The 20,184-nt window shown below is 68.8% G+C and carries 17 protein-coding genes; 4 read left to right on the plus strand and 13 right to left on the minus strand.

Features of this window, described 5'->3' with window-relative positions:
* Positions 1-5: 5 nt before the first annotated feature.
* Entirely contained in the window at positions 6-815 is an 810-nt protein-coding gene (locus RS85_RS05230) for a hypothetical protein (RefSeq protein WP_046012385.1), read from the minus strand.
* A 310-nt stretch (positions 816-1,125) separates the two neighbouring features.
* Between RS85_RS05230 and RS85_RS05235 the strand changes: the two genes are divergently transcribed.
* Entirely contained in the window at positions 1,126-1,983 is an 858-nt protein-coding gene (locus tag RS85_RS05235) for an endonuclease domain-containing protein (protein ID WP_052703417.1), read from the plus strand.
* A 136-nt stretch (positions 1,984-2,119) separates the two neighbouring features.
* On the opposite strand, the gene RS85_RS05240 is transcribed toward RS85_RS05235, so the two are convergent.
* The 8 genes from RS85_RS05240 to RS85_RS05275 all read right to left on the minus strand — a co-directional run bounded on the left by RS85_RS05240 (position 2,120) and on the right by RS85_RS05275 (position 13,161).
* Entirely contained in the window at positions 2,120-3,934 is a 1,815-nt protein-coding gene (locus RS85_RS05240; RefSeq protein WP_046012387.1) for an ABC transporter ATP-binding protein, read from the minus strand.
* Positions 3,931-5,823 (minus strand): ABC transporter ATP-binding protein, encoded by a 1,893-nt coding sequence (locus RS85_RS05245; protein WP_046012388.1) that lies wholly within the window; start codon positions 5,821-5,823, stop codon positions 3,931-3,933. The genes RS85_RS05240 and RS85_RS05245 overlap by 4 nt, the downstream gene beginning before the upstream one ends.
* A gap of 320 nt (positions 5,824-6,143) precedes the next feature.
* Positions 6,144-7,193 carry a dipeptidase gene (locus RS85_RS05250; RefSeq protein ID WP_046012389.1) on the minus strand — a complete coding sequence of 350 codons (1,050 nt, stop codon included), beginning with the start codon at positions 7,191-7,193 and terminating at the stop codon, positions 6,144-6,146.
* A 73-nt stretch (positions 7,194-7,266) separates the two neighbouring features.
* Entirely contained in the window at positions 7,267-7,776 is a 510-nt protein-coding gene (locus RS85_RS05255; protein WP_046012390.1) for a methylated-DNA--[protein]-cysteine S-methyltransferase, read from the minus strand.
* On the minus strand, positions 7,773-9,287 hold the full coding sequence (locus tag RS85_RS05260) for a DNA-3-methyladenine glycosylase 2 family protein (protein WP_046012391.1): 1,515 nt from the start codon (positions 9,285-9,287) through the stop codon (positions 7,773-7,775). Before RS85_RS05260 ends, RS85_RS05255 begins: the two co-directional genes overlap by 4 nt.
* Before the next feature lie 162 nt (positions 9,288-9,449).
* Positions 9,450-11,057: a bifunctional phosphoribosylaminoimidazolecarboxamide formyltransferase/IMP cyclohydrolase gene (gene purH / locus RS85_RS05265; RefSeq protein ID WP_046012392.1), complete on the minus strand. Its 1,608-nt coding sequence runs from the start codon at positions 11,055-11,057 to the stop codon at positions 9,450-9,452.
* A 41-nt stretch (positions 11,058-11,098) separates the two neighbouring features.
* On the minus strand, positions 11,099-11,686 hold the full coding sequence (gene purN, locus RS85_RS05270) for a phosphoribosylglycinamide formyltransferase (protein WP_046012393.1): 588 nt from the start codon (positions 11,684-11,686) through the stop codon (positions 11,099-11,101).
* Positions 11,687-11,748: 62 nt separating this feature from the next.
* The gene (locus RS85_RS05275; protein ID WP_046012394.1) at positions 11,749-13,161 is read right to left on the minus strand and encodes a cell division protein PerM; all 1,413 of its coding nucleotides are present in this window, start codon (positions 13,159-13,161) and stop codon (positions 11,749-11,751) included.
* Between the two features lie 92 nt (positions 13,162-13,253).
* On the opposite strand from RS85_RS05275, the gene RS85_RS05280 reads away from it, so the two are divergent.
* Positions 13,254-14,732 (plus strand): NCS2 family permease, encoded by a 1,479-nt coding sequence (locus RS85_RS05280; RefSeq protein ID WP_046012395.1) that lies wholly within the window; start codon positions 13,254-13,256, stop codon positions 14,730-14,732.
* Between the two features lie 238 nt (positions 14,733-14,970).
* On the opposite strand, the gene sucD is transcribed toward RS85_RS05280, so the two are convergent.
* Positions 14,971-15,873, minus strand: a complete 903-nt coding sequence (gene sucD, locus RS85_RS05285) for a succinate--CoA ligase subunit alpha (RefSeq protein ID WP_046012396.1) — start codon at positions 15,871-15,873, stop codon at positions 14,971-14,973.
* 29 nt (positions 15,874-15,902) lie between these two features.
* Complete coding sequence (gene sucC, locus RS85_RS05290; RefSeq protein ID WP_046012397.1) at positions 15,903-17,069, minus strand: ADP-forming succinate--CoA ligase subunit beta; 1,167 nt, start codon at positions 17,067-17,069, stop codon at positions 15,903-15,905.
* 118 nt (positions 17,070-17,187) lie between these two features.
* Between sucC and RS85_RS05295 the strand changes: the two genes are divergently transcribed.
* Both RS85_RS05295 and RS85_RS05300 read left to right on the plus strand, forming a co-directional pair.
* Positions 17,188-17,850 (plus strand): TetR/AcrR family transcriptional regulator, encoded by a 663-nt coding sequence (locus RS85_RS05295; protein WP_046012398.1) that lies wholly within the window; start codon positions 17,188-17,190, stop codon positions 17,848-17,850.
* Between the two features lie 63 nt (positions 17,851-17,913).
* Positions 17,914-19,149, plus strand: coding sequence for an acyl-CoA dehydrogenase family protein (locus RS85_RS05300; protein WP_046012399.1), 1,236 nt, complete (start codon positions 17,914-17,916; stop codon positions 19,147-19,149).
* Positions 19,150-19,162: 13 nt separating this feature from the next.
* Here RS85_RS05300 and RS85_RS05305 read toward each other — a convergent pair whose 3' ends face one another.
* Both RS85_RS05305 and RS85_RS05310 read right to left on the minus strand, forming a co-directional pair.
* Entirely contained in the window at positions 19,163-19,642 is a 480-nt protein-coding gene (locus tag RS85_RS05305) for a GNAT family N-acetyltransferase (protein ID WP_235282343.1), read from the minus strand.
* Positions 19,643-19,682: 40 nt separating this feature from the next.
* On the minus strand, positions 19,683-20,168 hold the full coding sequence (locus RS85_RS05310; RefSeq protein ID WP_046012401.1) for a hypothetical protein: 486 nt from the start codon (positions 20,166-20,168) through the stop codon (positions 19,683-19,685).
* Positions 20,169-20,184: the final 16 nt, after the last annotated feature.

The following is a 20,184-nucleotide window of genomic DNA, read 5'->3' on the forward strand; positions in this document are numbered from 1 at the left end:
CTCGGTTAGTGCTTGTCAGCCGGCGGACGTCGGCGTGCGGTCCACGCCGAGAGAGCGGATGCCGCCGCGCCTGCCGCGCGGTCGATCGCCTCGGCCGACCTGCTGAGCACGTCCTGCGCCGCATCCTGCCAGGCGGGGATGGACGTCGCCTCGCCGGCCTGCACCTTCGCCGCGTGCTCCGCTGCCTCAAAAGCGCGCTCGAGCTCCGCGACGGCATCCCGGTACGCGGCGAACTCGGCGGGCGTCACGCGGCCGGATGCCGCCCACCGCATCTCCTTCGCGTGGTCGACGGCACGCAGGTATGCCGCTGTCTCGGGGCGTTTGACGTCGGTCATCGCCGGGTAACTGATCTGCAGCGCCGCATCCGTCTCGTAGCGCATCCAGCGCCCGATGACGGCATCGTGCTCGGCCTGGAGACGGTCGAGCGGGCGCGGTGCGGATGCCGCAGGGATCGCCGCCCGCGCCGCATTGAGACGCACCTGGCGGGCGCGCACGTCTGCCGAGGCGGCCTTCGCATCGCGCTCCCTCTCGCGCAGCATCCGTCGTGCCGCGGCGACCTGATCCGCCGTCGCGCGCTGAGCGGCGCGCTCGGCGAGGATTCTCGTGAGGTCGGCGCGCGCGATCTTGAGCGCCGTGCGCCGCTCGGCCGACGTCTGCTGCGCTGACCGGAGGTCATGCCGCGCGGCATCGACGGCAAGCCGTCTGCCGCTGGTCGTGCTGTTGCGTCGGTTCACCCCGATCACCCCCATCGTTCCCGCCGCGACCGCGGACGGCGCAACCCACCACCACTCCACGATGAGCAGCAACGGGTCCATGCTTCGATGCTACCCACGGAGGCTGGACAGCGGGCGCGTGTCCGCGCAGCGCTGCGGACGACCCGCTCCGGCCGTGCTCAACTTCCGAAGCCCACCCGGACTTCTGCGGCCGCATCCGCGTGTACCTATCAACTTCTGCGGCCGATCCCCACTTCTGCGGCCGCATCCGCGTGAAGTGGCCGCAGAAGTTGCAGATGTCCGCAGAAGTTGGTCGTGGTCTGTTCCTGCACAGCCGGACGCTCGCACAGGTTCTCCCCCACGACTGGTCGCACGACCCATGGGCCCCGCTGCACAACGGCATCCTGGGCCGATGACATTGGTCGAATGGCTCGCGACGCGGGGCGGCATCGCACATCGGGCGGATGCCGCCGCCTGGGGATTCCCGCCGGATCGGGTTCGCGCGGCGATCCGCGCGGGCGCCGTCCGCCGTCTTCGCGCACGATGGATCGCGCTGCCGAGCGCACCGGCCGATCTGACGGCTGCCGCGACGGCATCCGCTCGCCTGACCTGCATCTCGCTCGCACGACATCGCGGATGGTGGGTGCCCGACGGCGCCACGTCCCAGCTCCATCTTCACGTCGGCACGAACGCGCACAAGCATCACGACGAGGCCATCCTGCACTGGGCTGCGCCCCTTGTCGATCGCGGACCGCGCGCGCTGACGGCATCCGTCGAGGACGCCCTCACCCATATCGCCCAGTGCTTCGTCAGGGAGGATGCGCTCTCGATCTGGGACTCCGCGGTCAGGGCGGAGTCGCTGGATCTCGAGTCCCTGCGGGCGGTGCGATGGCCGAGCAGCGCCTCGCGCGACCTCGCGGTGACAGTCGAGGGGAGGTCCGATTCCGGGATCGAGACCTTGTTCGTCGTGCGACTGAGCTCTTGGGGCGTGCCGCTGCGGCAGCAGGTCGTCCTCGCGGGGCACCCGGTCGATGTCGTGATCGGCAGCCACCTGGTCGTGCAGATCGACGGCTTCGCCCATCATTCGTCATCCGCGGATCGCAGCCGGGACGTCGCCCACGATGCGGAGCTGCGTCTGCGCGGGTACACGGTGTTCCGTTTCACGTACGCGCAGATCGTCCACGACTGGGCCCGGGTCGAAGCGACGATCACGGCGGCGATCGCTCGGGGGCTGCACCTGGCTCCGGCATCCCGCGCACGTCGGGCATGAGCGCGGAGGCAACCTCTGCGGCCCATCCAAGCTTCTGCGGCCATATCACTCGGATGTGGCCGCAGAAGTTGAGAATGGCCGCAGAAGTTGACGCAGGCCGGCGAGAGATGCCAGCTCCACCGCCGGCGAGAGGCGACTAGACCAGGGTCTCCTGCCACGCCGCGTGCAGCTGGGCGAACTTCCCGGTGCCCCCGATGAGCGCCTCCGGGGTGTCGTCCTCGATGATGCGGCCGTGCTCCATGACCAGCACCCGATCAGCGATCGCGACCGTCGAGAGGCGGTGCGCGATGATGATCGCGGTGCGGTCCTTCAGCAGGGTCTGCAGCGCGTCCTGGATCAGGCGCTCCGACGGGATGTCCAGCGAAGCCGTGGCCTCGTCGAGGATCAGCACCGAGGGGTCGGCGAGGAACGCGCGAGCGAACGAGATCAGCTGACGCTGTCCCGCCGAGACACGGCCGCCGCGCTTGTTGACATCGGTGCTGTACCCGTCGGGCAGCGACGAGATGAACCCGTCCGCACCGACGGCGCGGGCAGCGGCGCGGATCTCGTCGAGCGTCGCGTCGGGCTTTCCCAGAGCGATGTTGTCCGCGACGGTCCCGCTGAACAGGTAGGCCTCCTGCGTGACCATGACGATCGCGCGGCGGAGGTCCTTCGGGTGCAGCGACCGCAGGTCGACGCCGTCGAGCGTGACGCGACCCTTCGACGGGTCGTAGAACCGCGAGATGAGCTTGGCCAGCGTGGACTTGCCCGCACCGGTCGTACCCACCAGCGCGATCGTCTGACCCGCGGGGATGTCGAGCGAGAAGTTCGGGAGGATCGTCTTCTCGCCGTTGTAACCGAAGGTCACCTCATCGAACCTGACATGACCGCGCGATTCCCAGAGGTCGACCGGCTTCTCGGGGTCCGGAACGGTCGGGACCTCTTCGAGCACGCCCGACACTTTCTCCAGAGCGGCCGTGGCCGACTGGTAGGAGTTCAGGAACATCGCGATCTCCTGCATCGGCGCGAAGAAGTTGCGCACGTACAGCACCGCCGACAACAGCACACCCACCGTGAGCGCACCCTCGGACACCCGGATGCCGCCCCACAGCACGACCACGCCGAGAGTGAGCGCCGCGACGGCCATCAGCCCGGGCTCGAACGTGCCGAACAGCAGCATCGACCGGCGGTTGATGTCGCGGTAGTCGCCGGCGACCTTCTGGAAGGTCTCGTCGTTGCGCGGCTCCTTGCGGAACGCCTTGACGGCACGGATGCCGGTCATGGTCTCGACGAAGTGCACGATCACCTTCGCGCTGATCACGCGGGACTCGCGGAACACGAGTTGCGACCGCGAGTAGAACCAGCGCATCAGCAGGAACAGCGGGATGCCGGCCAGCGCCAGGATCACGCCGGACTGCCAATCCCAGATGAGCAGCGCGACGAACGTGAAGGCGCCGAACAGCACGCCGGACACGAGGTTGTTGAGACCCCCGTCGAGGAGCTCGCGGATCGAGTCCAGGTCGCTCGTCTGACGCGAGATGATGCGCCCCGAGGTGTACGACTCGTGGAACTCCAGGCTCAGGCGCTGCGTGTGCAGAAAGATGCGCTTGCGCAGATCCAGCAGTACCGCCTGCGTGATCCGGGCGGCGATCAGCACGTACCAGGCGATGAGCACGGCGGCGGCCGCTCCCGCGAACAGGTAGATGAATCCGATCAGGAGCGTCGGCATCCAGTCGGCCTCTTCGAGCACGGCCGGCAGAGCCCGGTCGAGTCCGATGCTGATCAGGATCGGACCCGCGACCTGAAGGGCCGTGGAGATCACCAGCACGAGACCGGCCAGGATGACCTGCCCCTTCAGCGGGCGCACGAGCGAACCGAGCAGACGCAGCGAACGACGACGGATCGCCTTGCTCTCGTCGCGGGTGTAGCGGGAGCGGTCCTCATCCCGGGTACCGGTGATCGCGGAGCTCATGCCTGCACCTCCTTCTTCTCGTCTTCCAGAGTCGTCTCGTCATCCGGTTCCATCCGGATGATCGGGATGGCACCGGTGCGGGCAGCCTCCTCGGCCTCCAGGCTGGAGATCACGTGCCGGTAGTGGCGGCTGGTGCGCAGCAAGTCGCTGTGGGTGCCGACTGCGGTCACGCGTCCCGCCTCGAGCAGTGCGACCCGGTCGGCGAGCGCGACGGTGGACGGGCGGTGTGCCACGACCAGCGCCGTCGTGTCGGCGAGCACGTGGCGCAGCGCCTCTTCGACGAGGGCCTCGGTGTCGACATCGAGCGCCGACAGCGGATCGTCGAGGACCAGTACGTGTGGCTTGGCTGCGACCGCACGGGCAAGGGCGAGACGCTGACGCTGCCCGCCGGAGAGACTGAGCCCCTCCTCGCCGATGACCGTCTCGACGCCCTCGGGCAGCGAGTCCACGAACGACGCCTGGGCGACGTCGAGTGCCTCGCGCAGGACGGCCTCCGCCTCCGGGCTGTGAATGTCGAGTTCGGCGCGGCCGAGGAGCACGTTCTCCCGAACGGATGCCGAGAACAGGGTCGCGTCCTCGAAAGCCATGGCGATGTGCTGCCGCAGCTCCGACAGCGGAAGGTCCCGCACATCGACGCCGTCGAGGGTCACGCGACCTCCGGTGACGTCGTACAGACGCGCCGGGAGCGTGGTGAGAGTCGTCTTCCCACTGCCGGTGAGTCCGACCACGGCCATGGTCTCGCCCGGGCGCAGCACCAGATCGATGCCGTCCAGCAGGTCGCGCTCGTTGGCGCCGGCGTCCTGGTAGCGGAAGTGCGCGTTCTCGAAGGCGAGCTCGCCCCGAGGGTGCTCGATGTGCACCGGGTTCTCCGGGTCGGTGATCGTGTTGATCTCCGAGAAGATCTCGAAGACGCGATCGGTGGCCGTCCGGGCGTCGAGCATGAACGAGAACAGGAAGCCGATCGACTCGATCGGCCAACGCAGCACGGTCGCCATCGCGAAGAAAGCGAACAGCTCGGGCAGGTCGATCGCGCCCTGTGAGATCAACCAGATGCCCGACATCAGACTGAGGCCGAAAGCGATCTGAGGCATGAGGTCGAGCCAGAACCAGATCGACGCGATCGCTCCGGCCTTGCTCATCTCGGTCTCGCGGAGCGTCTCGGCCTGACGGCTGAACCGGCTCAATGCGTGCTTGCCACGACCGAAGGCCTTCAGCACGCGGATGCCGTGCACGCTCTCCTCGACGCTGGTGGCGAGGTCGCCGGCCTGGTCCTGGCTGCGACGCGTGAGCGCGCCGTAGCGCTTCTCGAACAGGTATCCGCGCACCCACAGCGGGATGGCGGTCACGAGGAAGATCGTGCCCAGCAGCCAGTGCCAGCGGAACAGCAGCACCGAGCCGATGGCGATCGTGAGGATGTTCACGACCAGCAGGACGAGACCGAAGGCGAGCCACCGGCGGATGAGGCCGATGTCCTGCATCATGCGGCTGAGGAGCTGACCGGACTGCCAGCGGTCGTGGAAGGACACCGGCAGCGTCTGCAGACGCGAGTACAGCGTCGTGCGCATCTGGTACTCAACCTCGGTGGCCGGGTTCAGGACGAACTGGCGGCGCAGCCAGACCATGAGCGCCTCGCCGAGCGCGAGGGCGAAGACGATCAGCGAGCCGAAGACGATGGCGCTGATCTCGCCCGAGCGAACGGGTCCGCCCATGATCTGCTCGAGGACGATCGGGATCATCAGGGCGATGATGGCGGCGACGAGCGCGCTGGCGGCACCGCCGGCGAGACGCCAGATGACCGGCTTCACGAAGGGCTTCAGGCGCGACAGTGCGGCCGGAGTGGAGAGGGTCGACGAGGGGGAAGAGTTTTGGGGGGAAGGCGAGGAAGACATGTCTCTCAGATGAGTTTCGTATGGAAGAACGGTTGCGACGGGGGCGCGGACGCACGCGCGGACTCGTGGAGTCCGGCATCCGATGCAGAGAGGAGAGGCTCTAGGAGCGCGGGCGCGCCGGGGTCGAGCCGAGAGCGGCGATCCGCACGGTGGCGATCGAGATCATGATGTCCTCCTCAGGCTCGGCGATGTCGTCCGGTCGGCGCGACAGCCCACCAGCCTATTGCTGTGAACCAGCTGGATGCAAGAGTCATTCCCGATCCGCGATCCGCGATCCGCGATCCGCGATCCGAGATCGCGAATCTGCCCGGCGGAGGCGGTCAGCCCCGCCGCGCACCGCCGAGTTCGCTCCGCAGAAGTCGCTGCACGTTCCCTCCCAGGACGGCAAGGATGTCGGCCTCGTTCCAGCCCCGGCGCAGCAGGGCCTCTGTGACGAGCGGCAGTCCCGCCGGCCCTTCGAGCCCGGGGATGTAGCAGTCGACCGGGACTCCCTCGACCAGTTCTTCCACGCAGCATGGTGCTGTGGTGTCTTCCAGGACCTCGCGGACGAAGTCCGGCCCCATGCCCACATGCTCGATCCCTGCAATCGACACCGCATGTTCGAGGTGATCGACCAGGGTGTCGACGGTGTGCGTGTCGGCGTGCAGGTAGGACGCGAAGAAGTTGACGCAGACCACACCCCCGCCCGCGGCGACCCCGGCGAGCTGCTCGTCCGTGAGGTTGCGGTGATGGTCGAAGAGGGCCCGCGCCGACGAGTGCGTCGCGATGACCGGGCGGATGGCGAGTTCGAGCACGTGATCGACGCCTGCGGCACCGAGGTGGCTGATGTCGAAGATCATTCCCATCCGCTCCATCTCGGCGAGCGCGTGGACCCCGGAACGGGTGAGTCTGCTGCCCGCTGCGTCCTCTCCGCTCCCGTCGGCGAAGGAGCTCCGACCGAAGTGGGCGACCGATCCGACGCGCACGCCGAGCCGGTACACCGTCTCCAGCAGCTCGATGTCGTCGGCGATTCCCGGCATCCCTTCAAGAGCGAGGACCAGGGCGATGCGCCCCTCGGCGACCGCGCGGTCGATGTCGGCGCCGGTGAGACAGAGACTCACGGCATCCGCATTGCCCTCGACCAACCGGTGCGCCGCCTCGATCATGCGGAGCGTGCGGCGCAGCGACCCCTCCGGCCGATACTCCTCATCGACGAACACCGGGAGGATCTGCAGATCGACACCTCCGGCCTGCAGCTGCGGCAGCCACTGCGCGCGGAAGAACGATGCCCATTGCGCCACCGGCCGAGTCGCGACGGCGCAGAGCAGGTCGTTGTGCGCGTCGGCGACGAGGGAGCGGCGGTGGAGTTCAGCTGCCCGGGTATCGATCATGCGTCCATCCTGCCGTCATCCCCGGCGCCGTTCGGACACATCGCCCGAACGGGCCAGGGAAGTAACGCGATCGTCACACGGCGGTCGTCACACGGGCCCCCTCCCTGGCGAGCAGGCTCTCTTTCACCGGGAGTCCCCAGGCGAAGCCGCCGAGGCTTCCGTCGGTGCGGAGCACGCGGTGACATGGCACGAACAGGGCCGGGGCGTTGCGCGCACAGATGGATGCTGCCGCTCTCACCGCCCGCGGGTTGCCGAGTCGAGCGGCGAACGAGGTGTAGGTGAGCGGCACGCCGGGGTCGATCGCTCGCAACTCAGCCCAACCGGCGAGCTGCAGGATCGTGCCGGTCTGCTTCACAGCGACCGCATCGATCGCGGTGAGGTCGCCGGCGTAGTAGGCGAGGGTGGCGTCCGCAGCATCCGTCTCCCCCTCACGGATGTCGTCGGGCCTGGCACTGGCGGCGAGCCGCCCCACGATCGATGCTTGGTCGACCGTCCAGCCGGACGCGAGGACCCGCTGCTGTTCGTCGGCGAGGATCGTGAAAGGCCCGTCGGCGGTGTCGATGGTCTGGATGATCGCGGTCATGATGTCTCCTTCAGAGTGAGCCTTCGAGGGGAGCGCGGTGGTCGCACCGGCGCGGCGCGCCAGAGATGCGCGCTGAGATAGCTGCGCCAGGGCGCCGCGCGCTCGGCCCAGGCGGTGAGTGCCCGGGGTTCGCCGGGGAGACCGGATGCCGCCGCTCCGGCTCGCAGCGCGACGTCGCCCGGGAGCAGGATGTCGGGGTCGCCGAGCACACGCATGCGCACGTAGTCCGCCGTCCAAGGGCCGATACCGGGCATGGCAAGCAGTGCGACCCGCTGTGCGACCCCGTCATCGCCGACGGTGAGTCGGAGCGATCCGTCGGCAAGCGCTGCCGCGGCACCGGTGATGGCGCGGATGCGGGCCGCCGGACCGCGCAGCACCTCGGCGCCGTGCTCGGCGATCGCCTGCATCGTCGGAAAGAGCAGCCCTTCGCCGCCCGGAGCGTCGGAAGAGCCGGACAGCTTCTCCCCCAGTGCCTCCGCGAGCCCGCTGAGGGCCGTTCGGGCGGCCACGACGGTGATCTGCTGCCCGATCATCGCTCGGATGAGCATCTCGTGGGGGTCGGCTGATCCCGGCACACGGATGCCGGGCGTGCGGGCCACGAGAGGTGCGAGCTCGGGATGCGACGCGAGTGACTCGTTGACCGCGATCGGGTCGGCATCGAGATCGAAGATGCGGCGGACCGTCGCGACGAGCGGAGCCAGGTCGCCCAGCTGGGTGACGCGGGCGCGGAGGTGCAGGCGCTCACCCGCGTCTCGGTGCACCTCGAACCACGCCGGTCCTCCTGCCATGCGGAGGTGACGCGAGAACGAGGTGCCTGTTGCCTCTTCCACGCCCGGGAGCGCACGGGCGCTCATCCAGGCGAAGATCCCGCTCGCATCGAGCGGTCCGCGGTAGGGCAGCACGAGATCGATGGTTCCGGGAGCCGCCTCGATTCCGGACGTGCGACGTCGGGCGCGCAGCTCACCCGGCGTGAGCCCGAACACCTCTCGGATCGTGTCGTTGCACTGACGGATGCTCGCGAATCCCGAGGAGAACGCGACGTCGGAAACCGACATGTCGGTACCCACGAGCAGCATCCGCGCGGTGTGCGACCGATGCGCCCTGGCGAGAGCGAGGGGGCCGGCGCCCAGCTCGGTGCTGAGGAGCCTGGTGAGATGCCGCGACGAGTACCCGAGCCGCGCCGCGAGCCCCGGGACCCCTTCGCGCTCGATGACCCCGTCGGCGATGAGACGCATGGCCCTGGCCGCGGTGTCGCCGCGCACATCCCACGCCGGCGAGCCGGGAGCCGCCTCGGGAAGGCAGCGCTTGCAGGCGCGATAGCCCGCCTCGTGCGCCGCCGCACTCGTCGGATAGAACGTGACGTTCTGCGGCTTCGGTGTGCGCGCGGGGCAGCTCGGGCGGCAGTAGATGCCGGTGGACCGCACCGCCGTGACGAACTGCCCGTCGAAGCGCGTGTCGCGGGCATTGATCGCACGGTAGCGTTCGTCGAAGTCGGTGACGGGGAAGCTCATGACTTCACTCTGCCACCGACCGCCGACATCGACTGGCGGAAATCGGACATCGCGGTCAGTCCCTGAGCCGAGACCCCGGATTGCCGCCGAGACCCCGGCCTGCGTACGTCAGCAGGACGGGGTCTCGGCGGCAACCGGGGGTCTCGACGCGACGAGCCGGACTCAGTGGAAGAAGTGCCGCTCCCCGGTGAAGAACATCGTGACGCCGGCCTTGCGGGCGGCATCCACGACCTCTTCGTCGCGCACCGAACCGCCGGGCTGGACGATGGCCGTGACACCGGCGTCGATCAGCACCTGCGCGCCGTCCGCGAACGGGAAGAAGGCATCGGATGCCGCGACCGACCCGGCCGCGCGACCCCCGGCGCGCTCGACCGCGAGGCGGCACGAGTCGACGCGGTTGACCTGGCCCATGCCGACTCCGACCGTGGCGCTCTCCTTGGCGAGCACGATCGCGTTCGACTTCACCGCGCGGCAGGCCTTCCACGCGAAGATGAGGTTCACCATCTCGTCCTCGCTCGGACGCTCGCCCGACACCAGCTCCCAGTTCTTGGCGACTGAGCTGATGTCGTCGGGGAAGCGGTCGGCATCCTGCAGCAGCAGTCCTCCGGAGACGAGGCGCACGTCCGCCTTCTCCTGCTGCCAGTCCTCGGGCAGCTGCAGCAGACGCAGGTTCTTCTTCGCCTTGAACACCTCGAGGGCGGCCGGCTCGAACGACGGCGCGACGATGACCTCGGTGAAGATGTCCTTCAGGTTCTCGGCCATCTTGAGCGTCACGGTGCCGTTCGCGGCGATCACTCCGCCATACGCCGAGACGGGGTCGCACTCGTGCGCACGGATGTGGGCGCTGGCGATCGGGTCCAAGGCGTTCGGCGCCATGGTCGCGATCCCGCAGGGGTTGGCGTGCTTGATGATGGCGACGGCCGGCTTCACCATGTCGTAGGCGGCGCGCAGCGCGGCATCCGCATCGACATAGTTGTTGTACGACATCTCCTTGCCCTGCAGCTGTGTCGCCTGGGCGATGCCGTGTCCTCCGGCGCGCGTGTAGATCGCGGCGCGCTGGTGCGAGTTCTCGCCGTAGCGCAGGGTCGCGAGACGCTCCGCCTGGATCGTCAGGTGCACGGGCAGGTCGTCGGGCTCGCTGAGCGTCCCCTCGGCGAACCACTGGGCGACGGCCGTGTCGTAGGCCGCGGTGTGCGCGAACGCCCGTGCGGCGAGCTCGCGGCGCTGCGACAGCGTCGTGCCGCCGTCGCCGATCGCAGAGATCACTGCGGGGTAGGACTGCGGAGACACCACGATCGCGACGTTGGCGTGGTTCTTCGCCGCGGCACGGACCATCGCCGGACCGCCGATGTCGATCTGCTCGACCACGTCATCGCCGACGGCACCGGAGGCGACGGTCTCCACGAATGGGTACAGGTTCACGACGACGAGCTCGAACGGCGCGATCTCGAGCTCGTTCAGCTGACGCTCGTGGTCGGCGAGGCGCAGATCGGCGAGGAGGCCGCCGTGCACCTTCGGGTGCAGCGTCTTCACGCGACCGTCGAGCATCTCGGCGACACCGGTGACGGCGGCGACGTCGGTCACCTCGAACCCGGCGTCGCGGATCGTCGCGGCTGTCGATCCGGTCGACACGATCTCCACGCCGGCATCCGCCAGGGCCTTCGCGAGCACGAGCAGGTCGGACTTGTCGCTCACCGAGACGAGCGCGCGCCGGATCGGCACGGTATCGCGATCGCGGTAGAGCGTGGGGTCGTGGCGGGGACCGGCCATGGTGGGCTCCTTCGTGCGTGAGGTGCGTCGGGTGTAAGAGGTCAGGATGCGGGCGTCAGGACGAGCTCGCCGGTGGCGATGGCACGCACCACGTCGATGAGCAGACGCCGTTCGACGGGTTTGATGCGCTCGTGCAGGCTGTGCTCGGTGTCGCCGGGAAGGATCGGCACGCGCTCCTGCGCGAGGATCGGTCCGGTGTCGACGCCGTCGTCGACGACGATGACGCTGGCGCCGGTCTCGCTCGCCCCGGCGGCCAGCGCATCGCGCACGCCGTGCGCCCCCGGGAACTCCGGCAGGAACGCGGGATGGGTGTTGAGCAGGCGCGGTGAGTACTCGGCGACCAGCGCCGGCGGCAGAAGGCGCATGAGTCCGCTGAGGACGACCAGGTCGGGGCTCCAGACGGCGAGCTGGCGCCCGAGCTCCTCCCCCCATGCCTCGCGACTGTCGTGCTCGTGCCAGGGGACGGTGAAGCTGGGGATGCCGAACGCCTCGGCGTGGGCGAGCCCGTCGGCTTCGCGGTCGGCACCGACCACCACGACCCTGGCGGGGAAATCGGGGTGACGAGCGGCCTCGAGGAGGGCGCGAAGATTCGAGCCGGTGCCCGAGATGAGTACGGCGACCGTGAGCACGCGCCCAGTCTACCGGGGCGTGCGGCCCGGTCCCGCCGGGTTTTCGCATCGTTCAGCGACGGTCAGTCGGGGCGGTCGGACGGGTCGCGCTTCGGGATCACGAAACCGCGCTGGTCGTCGAGCGGCGCCGTGTCGTCGAAAGGCGCGGGACCGGAAGACGGCGTCAGGGCGGATGCCGCGACGGGCGCGGCATCCGTCCCCTCGTCCGCTCCCACGACGAGCGGGTCGGCCGACATCTCGGCCAGCCATCGATCGGTCCGCTCCTCTGCCAGTTCGTCCCGATGACGCGGTGAGAGCAGCAGGATGGCTGCTCCGAGGAGCACCTCGCCGCCGAGGGCGAGCGCGAACGGAAGGGGCGAGGGCCCGACCTCCGCGAGGCGCCCTGGCCCCATCGACCCGGAGGCCAGCATGCCGGCGATCGCGGCGACTCCCGCTGTCACGACGCCCAGGCCGAGGACGATGACCGACCGCTGCGGCATCCCGAGCGGAGTGCCCTCCCAGACCAGGCGGGAGCGCACCGCCCAGCCGGCGACAGCGCCGGCGGCGATGGGGACGAGCACGACGATGAGCATCCAGATCGAGCTGTTCTCGGGGAGCAGACCGAACACGGGGATGCCGGGCACGACACCGAGCTGCGTCCCCGCCGGCGAGACCGCGGTGCCGACGCCGACGGCGAAGCCGGGACCGGCGAGCCATGACAGGACCCAGACGATGAGCGTCGGCAGATAGACGAGCTGGCCGAGGGTCATGACCGTCAGGCCGAGCACATCGACGCGCGCGGCCTGGAACAGTGCGACGACCTCCCCGCCGCGAAGCGCGACCATCACCGCGAGCGCGAGCGCCCCCACGCCGGTCAGAGCCACGATCACGAAGGCCGTGCCCCGCGCGATCGCCGCAGGAACCGGCGCCCAGTCCTCCCGCGAGTGCAGCATGTCATGGACGCGATCCAGGAGGCCGCCGTCGCCCTCATTCCAGGCTTTGCGCACCCCACCGCAGACCGCGCCCACGAGGTAGACCAGAGCGGGCAGCAGGATCGCCAGCGTCAGCGAGGTCTTCGCAGCCTCCAGCCGTGCGCTGAGCGCCACACCGGTCGCGATCAGACCGAAGACGACCGTGCCGGAGAGTGCGCCGAGCAGCCAGGCACCGGCACTCGCAGCGCGCGCCCCGGAGCGCGCGGCGAAGAGCAGGGTGAACAGCAGGAACGCCAGCGGGGTGATCGACACGACGAAGCCCGCGGCCTCGCCGGGGAGGCCGAGCGCCACGATGAGGGCGTCGGGGATGGCCACCTCGAGCGGCACGCCGTGACCGAATTCCCAGAGCGTCCCGGTGAGCGGCCAGAGCGCGCCCCAGTCCGCCGTGATACCGAACGCGAGCGTCCACAGCAGGGTCAACGGCGCGAGCAGCACGACGAGTCCGACGGCCGCGGCGATGGCGGCGTCGAAGGCGGCGAGGAGCGCGACGAGGAGGCGTTGCATATCGAATCGAGACTACGACGAGTTGCTGCACTCCCCCTGCGGGCGCGCGCGGGGCCGACGACACGATAGCGTCTTCTCCGGAGGTTCCCCCGATGACAACTGCCCCGTCCCGTTCCCACGCGCCCAGCGAGCCCACGAGCGCTCTCGACCGCTATTTCGAGATCAGCAAGCGAGGATCGACGGTCGGCACCGAGATCCGCGGCGGTCTGGTCACCTTCGTCACGATGGCGTACATCGTGATCCTGAACCCCATCATCCTGTCCGGGAAGCCCGACGTCGCGGGCGACATGCTCGCGTTCAACGCCGTGGGTGCGGCGACCGCGCTGACCGCCGGCGTCATGACCATCCTGTTCGGACTCGTCACCCGCCTGCCGTTCGGCTTCGCAGCCGGACTCGGCATCAACGCCTTCGTCGCCTTCTCAGTCGTCGGCCAGGTCACCTGGCCCGAGGCGATGGCGCTCGTCATGATCAACGGTGTGATCATCGTGCTGCTCGCGGCCACGGGGCTGCGGAAGGCGATCTTCGATGCGGTGCCATTCCAGCTGAAGATCGCGATCACGGTCGGCATCGGCCTGTTCATCGCGTTCATCGGGTTCGTCAATTCCGGCTTCGTCACGGCCACCGGCGCCTCGTCGCCGCCCGTCGGTCTCGGTGTCGACGGTTCGGTCGCCACCGTGCCGAGCCTGCTGTTCGTCGTCACGCTCCTGCTCACCGGCACCCTCGTGGCGCTGAAGGTCAAGGGCGGCATGCTCATCGGCCTCATCGGCGGCACCCTGCTCGCCGTGATCGTCGAGGCCATCTGGCAGATCGGCCCGCGCGGCTTCGACGACGAGGGCAACGTGGTCAACCCGGGCGGGTGGGGCCTGACGGTTCCCGCGCTCAACGGCTCGCCCGTCAGCATCCCCGACCTGAGCCTCGTCGGCGCCGTCGACTTCTCGTTCGATTTCGGCAAGGTCAGCATCGTCGCGCTGGTGATGATCGTCTTCACCCTGCTCTTCACGAACTTCTTCGACGCCATGGGCACCATGACGGGCCTCGCCAAAGAGGCAAACCTCGCCGACGACAACGGAGACTTCCCCCGCATCAAGTCGGCCCTGGTCGTCGAGGGCGTCGGTGCGATCGCCGGTGGAGCGACCTCGTCGTCGTCGAGCACGGTGTTCATCGAGTCCGGAGCTGGAATCGGCGAGGGAGCCCGTACCGGCCTTGCGAACGTCGTCACGGGCGTCGTGTTCCTGATCGCGATGTTCCTCACTCCCCTGACGTCGATCGTCCCGACCGAGATCGCGGCGGCGGCCCTGATCATCGTCGGCGCGATGATGATGGCGCAGATCCGCCACATCGACTTCACCGACTTCCGCGTGCTGCTGCCCGTGTTCCTCACCGTCTCTGTCATGCCACTGACGTATTCGATCGCGAACGGCATCGGGGCGGGCTTCGTCAGCTGGGTGATCATCCACGCGTTCTCGGGCAAGGCCAAGAGCATCAGCCCGCTGCTGTGGGTGGTCGGGGTGGGGTTCCTGATCTTCTTCGCACGCGGACCGATCGAGGCGCTCTTCGGCGTCGGGATCTAGTCCGGGATGCGCGAAGGGGCGGATGCTGCGGCATCCGCCCCTTCGTCGTCCGCGGGCGATCCCCGAAGGTCAAGTTCTGCGGCCATCCCGAACTTCTGCGGCCACCTGAGCGGGATATGGCCGCGGAAGCTGCCATCGGCCGCAAAACGTGGGTGCGGATGCCGAAACCACCGCCGTCCGGGCATGAAGGAAGGCCCCAGAGTGGAGTCCGGGGCCTTCGTTTCAAGGGTAACTCAGATCAGAGCGACTCTACAATCGCACGCATCAGGTCGGCGGTCTCGGACGGCGTCTTGCCGACCTTGACTCCAGCGGCCTCGAGGGCCTCCTTCTTCGCCTGAGCCGTACCGGCCGAGCCGGAGACGATCGCGCCGGCGTGACCCATGGTCTTGCCCTCGGGAGCCGTGAAGCCCGCGACGTAGCCGACGACCGGCTTCGTGACGTGCGCCTTGATGTACTCGGCCGCGCGCTCTTCGGCGTCGCCGCCGATCTCGCCGATCATGACGATGGCCTTGGTCTCGGGGTCGGCCTCGAACGCGGCGAGCGCGTCGATGTGCGTGGTGCCGATGACCGGGTCGCCGCCGATGCCGATGGCAGTCGAGAAGCCCAGGTCGCGCAGCTCGAACATCATCTGGTACGTCAGCGTACCCGACTTCGACACGAGGCCGATCGGGCCCTTGCCGGTGATGTTCGCCGGCGTGATGCCCACGAGCGCCTCACCGGGGGTGATGATGCCGGGGCAGTTCGGGCCGATGATGCGGGTCTTGTCGCCCTTGCTCTGCGTGTAGGCCCACGCCTCGGCCGCGTCACCGACGGGCACGCCCTCGGTGATGACGACGAGCAGCGGGATCTCGGCGTCGATGGCCTCGACCATCGCGTCCTTCGTGAAAGCGCCGGGAACGAAGGCGATCGACACGTCGGCGCCGGTCTCCTTGATCGCCTCGGCGACCGAGCCGAAGACGGGGAGCTCGACGGCGTTGCCGTCCTTGTCGGTGTGCGCGACCGTGGTGCCGGCCTTGCGGGCGTTCACGCCGCCGACGACCTGGGTTCCGGCCTTCAGCATGAGTGCCGTGTGCTTGGTGCCCTCGCCGCCGGTGATGCCCTGGACGATGACCTTGGAGTCCTTGTTGAGGTAGATCGACATTTCTTCAGTCCTTGTGTCTCAGCGCCGGGTCAGGCGTTGGCGAGCTCGGCGGCCTTGTCGGCGCCCTCGTCCATGGTGGCGGCCAGGGTGACGAGCGGGTGCGCGTACTCCGCGAGGATCGCGCGACCCTCTTCGACGCGGTTGCCGTCGAGGCGGACGACGAGCGGCTTGGAAGCCGCGGCGCCGAGGGTCTCGAGAGCGCCCTTGATGCCGTTGGCGACGGCGTCGCACGCCGTGATGCCGCCGAAGACGTTGACGAACACACTCTTGACCTGCGGGTCGCCGAGGATGACGTCGAGGCCGTTGGCCATGACCTCAGCCGAGGCGCCGCCGCCGATGTCGAGGAAGTTGGCGGGCTTCACGCCGCCGTGCGCCTCACCGGCGTAGGCGACGACGTCGAGCGTCGACATGACGAGGCCCGCGCCGTTGCCGATGATGCCGACCTGGCCGTCGAGCTTGACGTAGTTCAGGCCCGACTTCTTGGCCTTCGCCTCGAGCGGGTCGGCGGCGTCCTTGTCCTCGAGCTCTTCGTGCTCGGGGTGACGGATCTCGGAGGCGTTGTCGTCGAGCGTGACCTTGCCGTCGAGCGCGATGATGTCGCCCTCCTCGGTGCGGACCAGCGGGTTGACCTCGACGAGCGTCGCGTCCTCACCCTTGTAGACCTCGAACAGCTTCACGAAGACGTCGGAGACCTTCTCGACAAGGTCCTCGGGGAAGTTGGCGGCGCGAGCGATCTCGACGGCCTTCTCTTTGTCGATGCCCGTCAGAGGGTTGACCTCGACCCGGGCGAGAGCCTCGGGGCGTTCGACCGCGAGCTCTTCGATCTCCATGCCGCCCTCGACGGAGCAGAGGGAGAGGTAGGAGCGGTTGGCGCGGTCGAGCAGCACGGAGAAGTAGAACTCCTCGGCGATGCGGGCGCCCTGGGCGACCATGACGCGCTTGACGACATGGCCCTTGATGTCGAGGCCGAGGATGGCCTTGGCCGCCTCGTAGGCCTCATCGGGGGTCTTGGCGACCTTGACGCCGCCCGCCTTGCCGCGTCCGCCGGTCTTCACCTGAGCCTTGACGACGACGACGCCACCGATCTTCTCGGCTGCCGCCCTCACCTCTTCAGGAGTGTCCGCGACAATGCCGGCGAGGACCGGCACTCCGTACTTCTCGAAAACGTCTCGTGCCTGGTACTCGTACAGATCCACTGTGGTTCCTTCACTGGGCTGCTGTCTGGTAATTCTCTCGATGTCGAGACATCGACCAGTCCCCCAGCCTACTACCTCGACCTGGGCTCTCCTGCGGCGCTACCTCTAGGCTTTCGCTATGCGAGACTTCCCCGAACCGCGCGCCGCCGTCGTCGCCGCAGCCCTCGAGCTCTTCCAGGCGCAGGGTTTCGATCAGACCTCGGTCGAGCAGATCGCCAAGGCCGCCGGCGTCTCGCGCTCCACCTTCTTCCGTCAGTTCGGCGGCAAGGAGGATGTGGTCTTCGCCGATCACGAGGTGCTTCTCGAGCAGCTGCGGGAGTTCCTCGCCGAGGGGCATGAAGATCCGTGGGTCGCCGTGTGCGCGGCATCCGAATCGGTCTTCGCCCACTTCGCGCACGATCCGGAGCTCGCGCGCCGCCGCTATCAGATCGTCCGACAGGTGCCGGTGCTCCGGGAGCGCGAGATCATCACCGTCTTCCGCTACGAGCGACTCTTCGATGACTACCTGCGCGGGGCGCTGCCCGGCGTCGATCCGCTGGATGCCGTCGGCTTCGCGGCCCTCGTCACCGCGGTGCACAATCACGTCCTGCGGCAGCTGCTCCGCGGTAAGAAGAAGGTGCCGCTGTCGACGCTGCAGAGGGCACTGGCCGACGTCCGTCGGCGCTACGGCGTCGGAGCGGATGCCGAGGCAGACGCCCCCGACGACGTCGTGGTGGCGGTGTTCCCACGTTCGATGCCGATCGCCGAGGTCACTCGAAGGTTGCGGACCGAGCTCGACTAGCTGCGATGGCTCGTGGGACCGAGTGTCGAGGAGTACGATACTTGGTGCCACGAAGGAGTCACCATGAGCACCGAAGCCACCCCCTTCCCCGGCGAGCGCGTCTCGTCGTATGACACCACCGGCCGTCAGGACAGCGACTACTACGCCGTCTTCGCCGACATCCCCGCCGCCGACCGCGAGGCCTGGGATCGCGCGAAGGCCTACGTCGACGAGGTCGCCCCGCAGATGGCGGATGCCTGGGATCGGGCCGAGTACCCGCTCGACGCCGCCCGCCGCATGGGCGAGATGGACCTCGTCGTGGACGGCATCGACCACCCCGCGCTGACCCGCCTCTCCCCGCTGGCAGCAGGTCTGGTGAACATGGAGATCTCGCGCGGCGACGGATCGCTCGGGACCATCCTCGCGGTGCAGGGCGGCCTCGCCCTGCGCACACTCGCTCTCTTCGGCTCTCCGGCCCAGCAGGAGAGGTGGCTCACGGCCCTCGCCGACGGTTCCGTGCTCGGATCGTTCGCGCTCACCGAGCCGGATCACGGATCGGACTCGGTCTCGCTCGAGACCGTGTCCCGGCGCGATGGCGACGGCTGGATCCTGCGCGGCGCGAAGAAGTGGATCGGCAACGGCGCCTCCGGCGGCATCACCTTCGTCTGGGCTCGCGTCGACGATGAGACGGCCGCCGAGCACGGCGCCGTCCGCTGCTTCCTCGTCGAGCAGGACACCCCGGGCTACACCGGCACTGTGATCCGCGGGAAGGCCTCGCTGCGGGCGATCCATCAGGCGCACATCCGGCTCGACGACGTCCGCGTCTCGCTCGACGCGGTCCTCCCAGGAGCGAAGAGCTTCCGCGACGCCTCGACCGTGCTGTATGCCACCCGGTCGGGTGTCGCCTGGTCGGCACTCGGTCACGCGACCGCCTGCTACGAGGCGTCGCTCGCCTATGCGAAGGAGCGGATCCAGTTCGGCAAGCCGCTGGCGAAGTTCCAGATGGTGCAGGAGCGCCTGACCCACATGCTCGAGGACCTCACCGCGATGCAGCTGTACTGCCGGCGCATGGCCGATCTCGAGACCGCTGGCGAGCTGCGCCCGACCCAGGCGTCTCTGGCGAAGTTCCACAACACCCGGGCCGCGCGCCGCGTCGCCTCGATCGCCCGCGACCTGCTCGGAGGCAACGGCATCCTGCTGGAGAACGGCGTGATGCAGCACATGGCCGACATCGAGGCCATCCACACCTACGAGGGCACCGAGAGCGTGCAGGCGCTGCTGCTCGGGCGCGACATCACCGGGATGAGCGCGTTCGCCTGAGCGGCGGCATCCGCTACCGAGCCGGACGGATCATGCACACGAGGCGTTCCCGGCCGTCCCACCTCGGAACCCGCACGAACCCGCGGGACTCGTAGAGGCCGATGGCACCGGCGCGCCAGTCCCACACCGAGAGACGCACGTCGCCGTCGACGACAGCGACGGCCGCGTCGAGGAGCGCCGACCCGATCCCGCGTCCTCGCACGTCGGGTGCGGCCCATAGTCGCTTGATCTCGGCTGCGCCGGCGTGCACGGAAACGACGACGACGCCCGCGACGACGCCCGCGACCTCCGCAAGCAGAACCCGGAGGCCGGCGTACGCGGCGGCGGGGTCGTCGACCTCGGCACGGTAGCGCTCCGGAAGGAGTCCCTCGTGATCCAGCGGCGGCGCAAGGCCTTCGCTGTGCTTCTCCGCGTCAGTCTGCCGCAGATACTCGCCCACAGCGGCCGAGACCCCTGCCGGGTCAGAGCCGGAGAGGTCGGCCGTTCGGATCACCGGGCGAAGACTCTGCGGCGCCATCGCGCTCGGCTCCCGATCAGTCGCAGCTGCAGACACCGGCAGCCGTGCGCACCATGAAGCACACGTCGCAGGTGCCGTAGTCGCGCTCGGCGACGGGCGTCGGCGGGCGTTCGCCCCGAGGAGCGGTCACCCGCGGGGCGATGCGCTTCGCCGCCTTGGGCGCCGCGATCGGCATGAACTCGGTCGGGTGCGCGACGTAGAAGTACGGCGGACGCCCTTCACTCGGCTGCAGCCGCAGGGCCGTCGCGCCGACGACGAGACGCTCGTCCTCGGTGAAGCCGTTCGTGTAGGTGCGGCCGATGTGCAACGCTGCACCTTCGCCGCGGCGGATCGCCTCGATGTACCGACCGCGGTCGATGAACGAGCTGATGCCGACGGTATCGACGAGCGCCGTGATGAACGCGTAGTTGGAGATGTCGATACGATGCGCGCGAAGCGCTTCGTTGAGCGAACGGTATGGACGGGAGGTGCCTGCGGGCGTCGGCCCCTGTACTTCTTTCATCTTCTCCAGGATCGCA

It is taken from the genome of Microbacterium sp. SA39 (genome assembly GCF_000967865.1).
GTDB lineage: Bacteria > Actinomycetota > Actinomycetes > Actinomycetales > Microbacteriaceae > Microbacterium.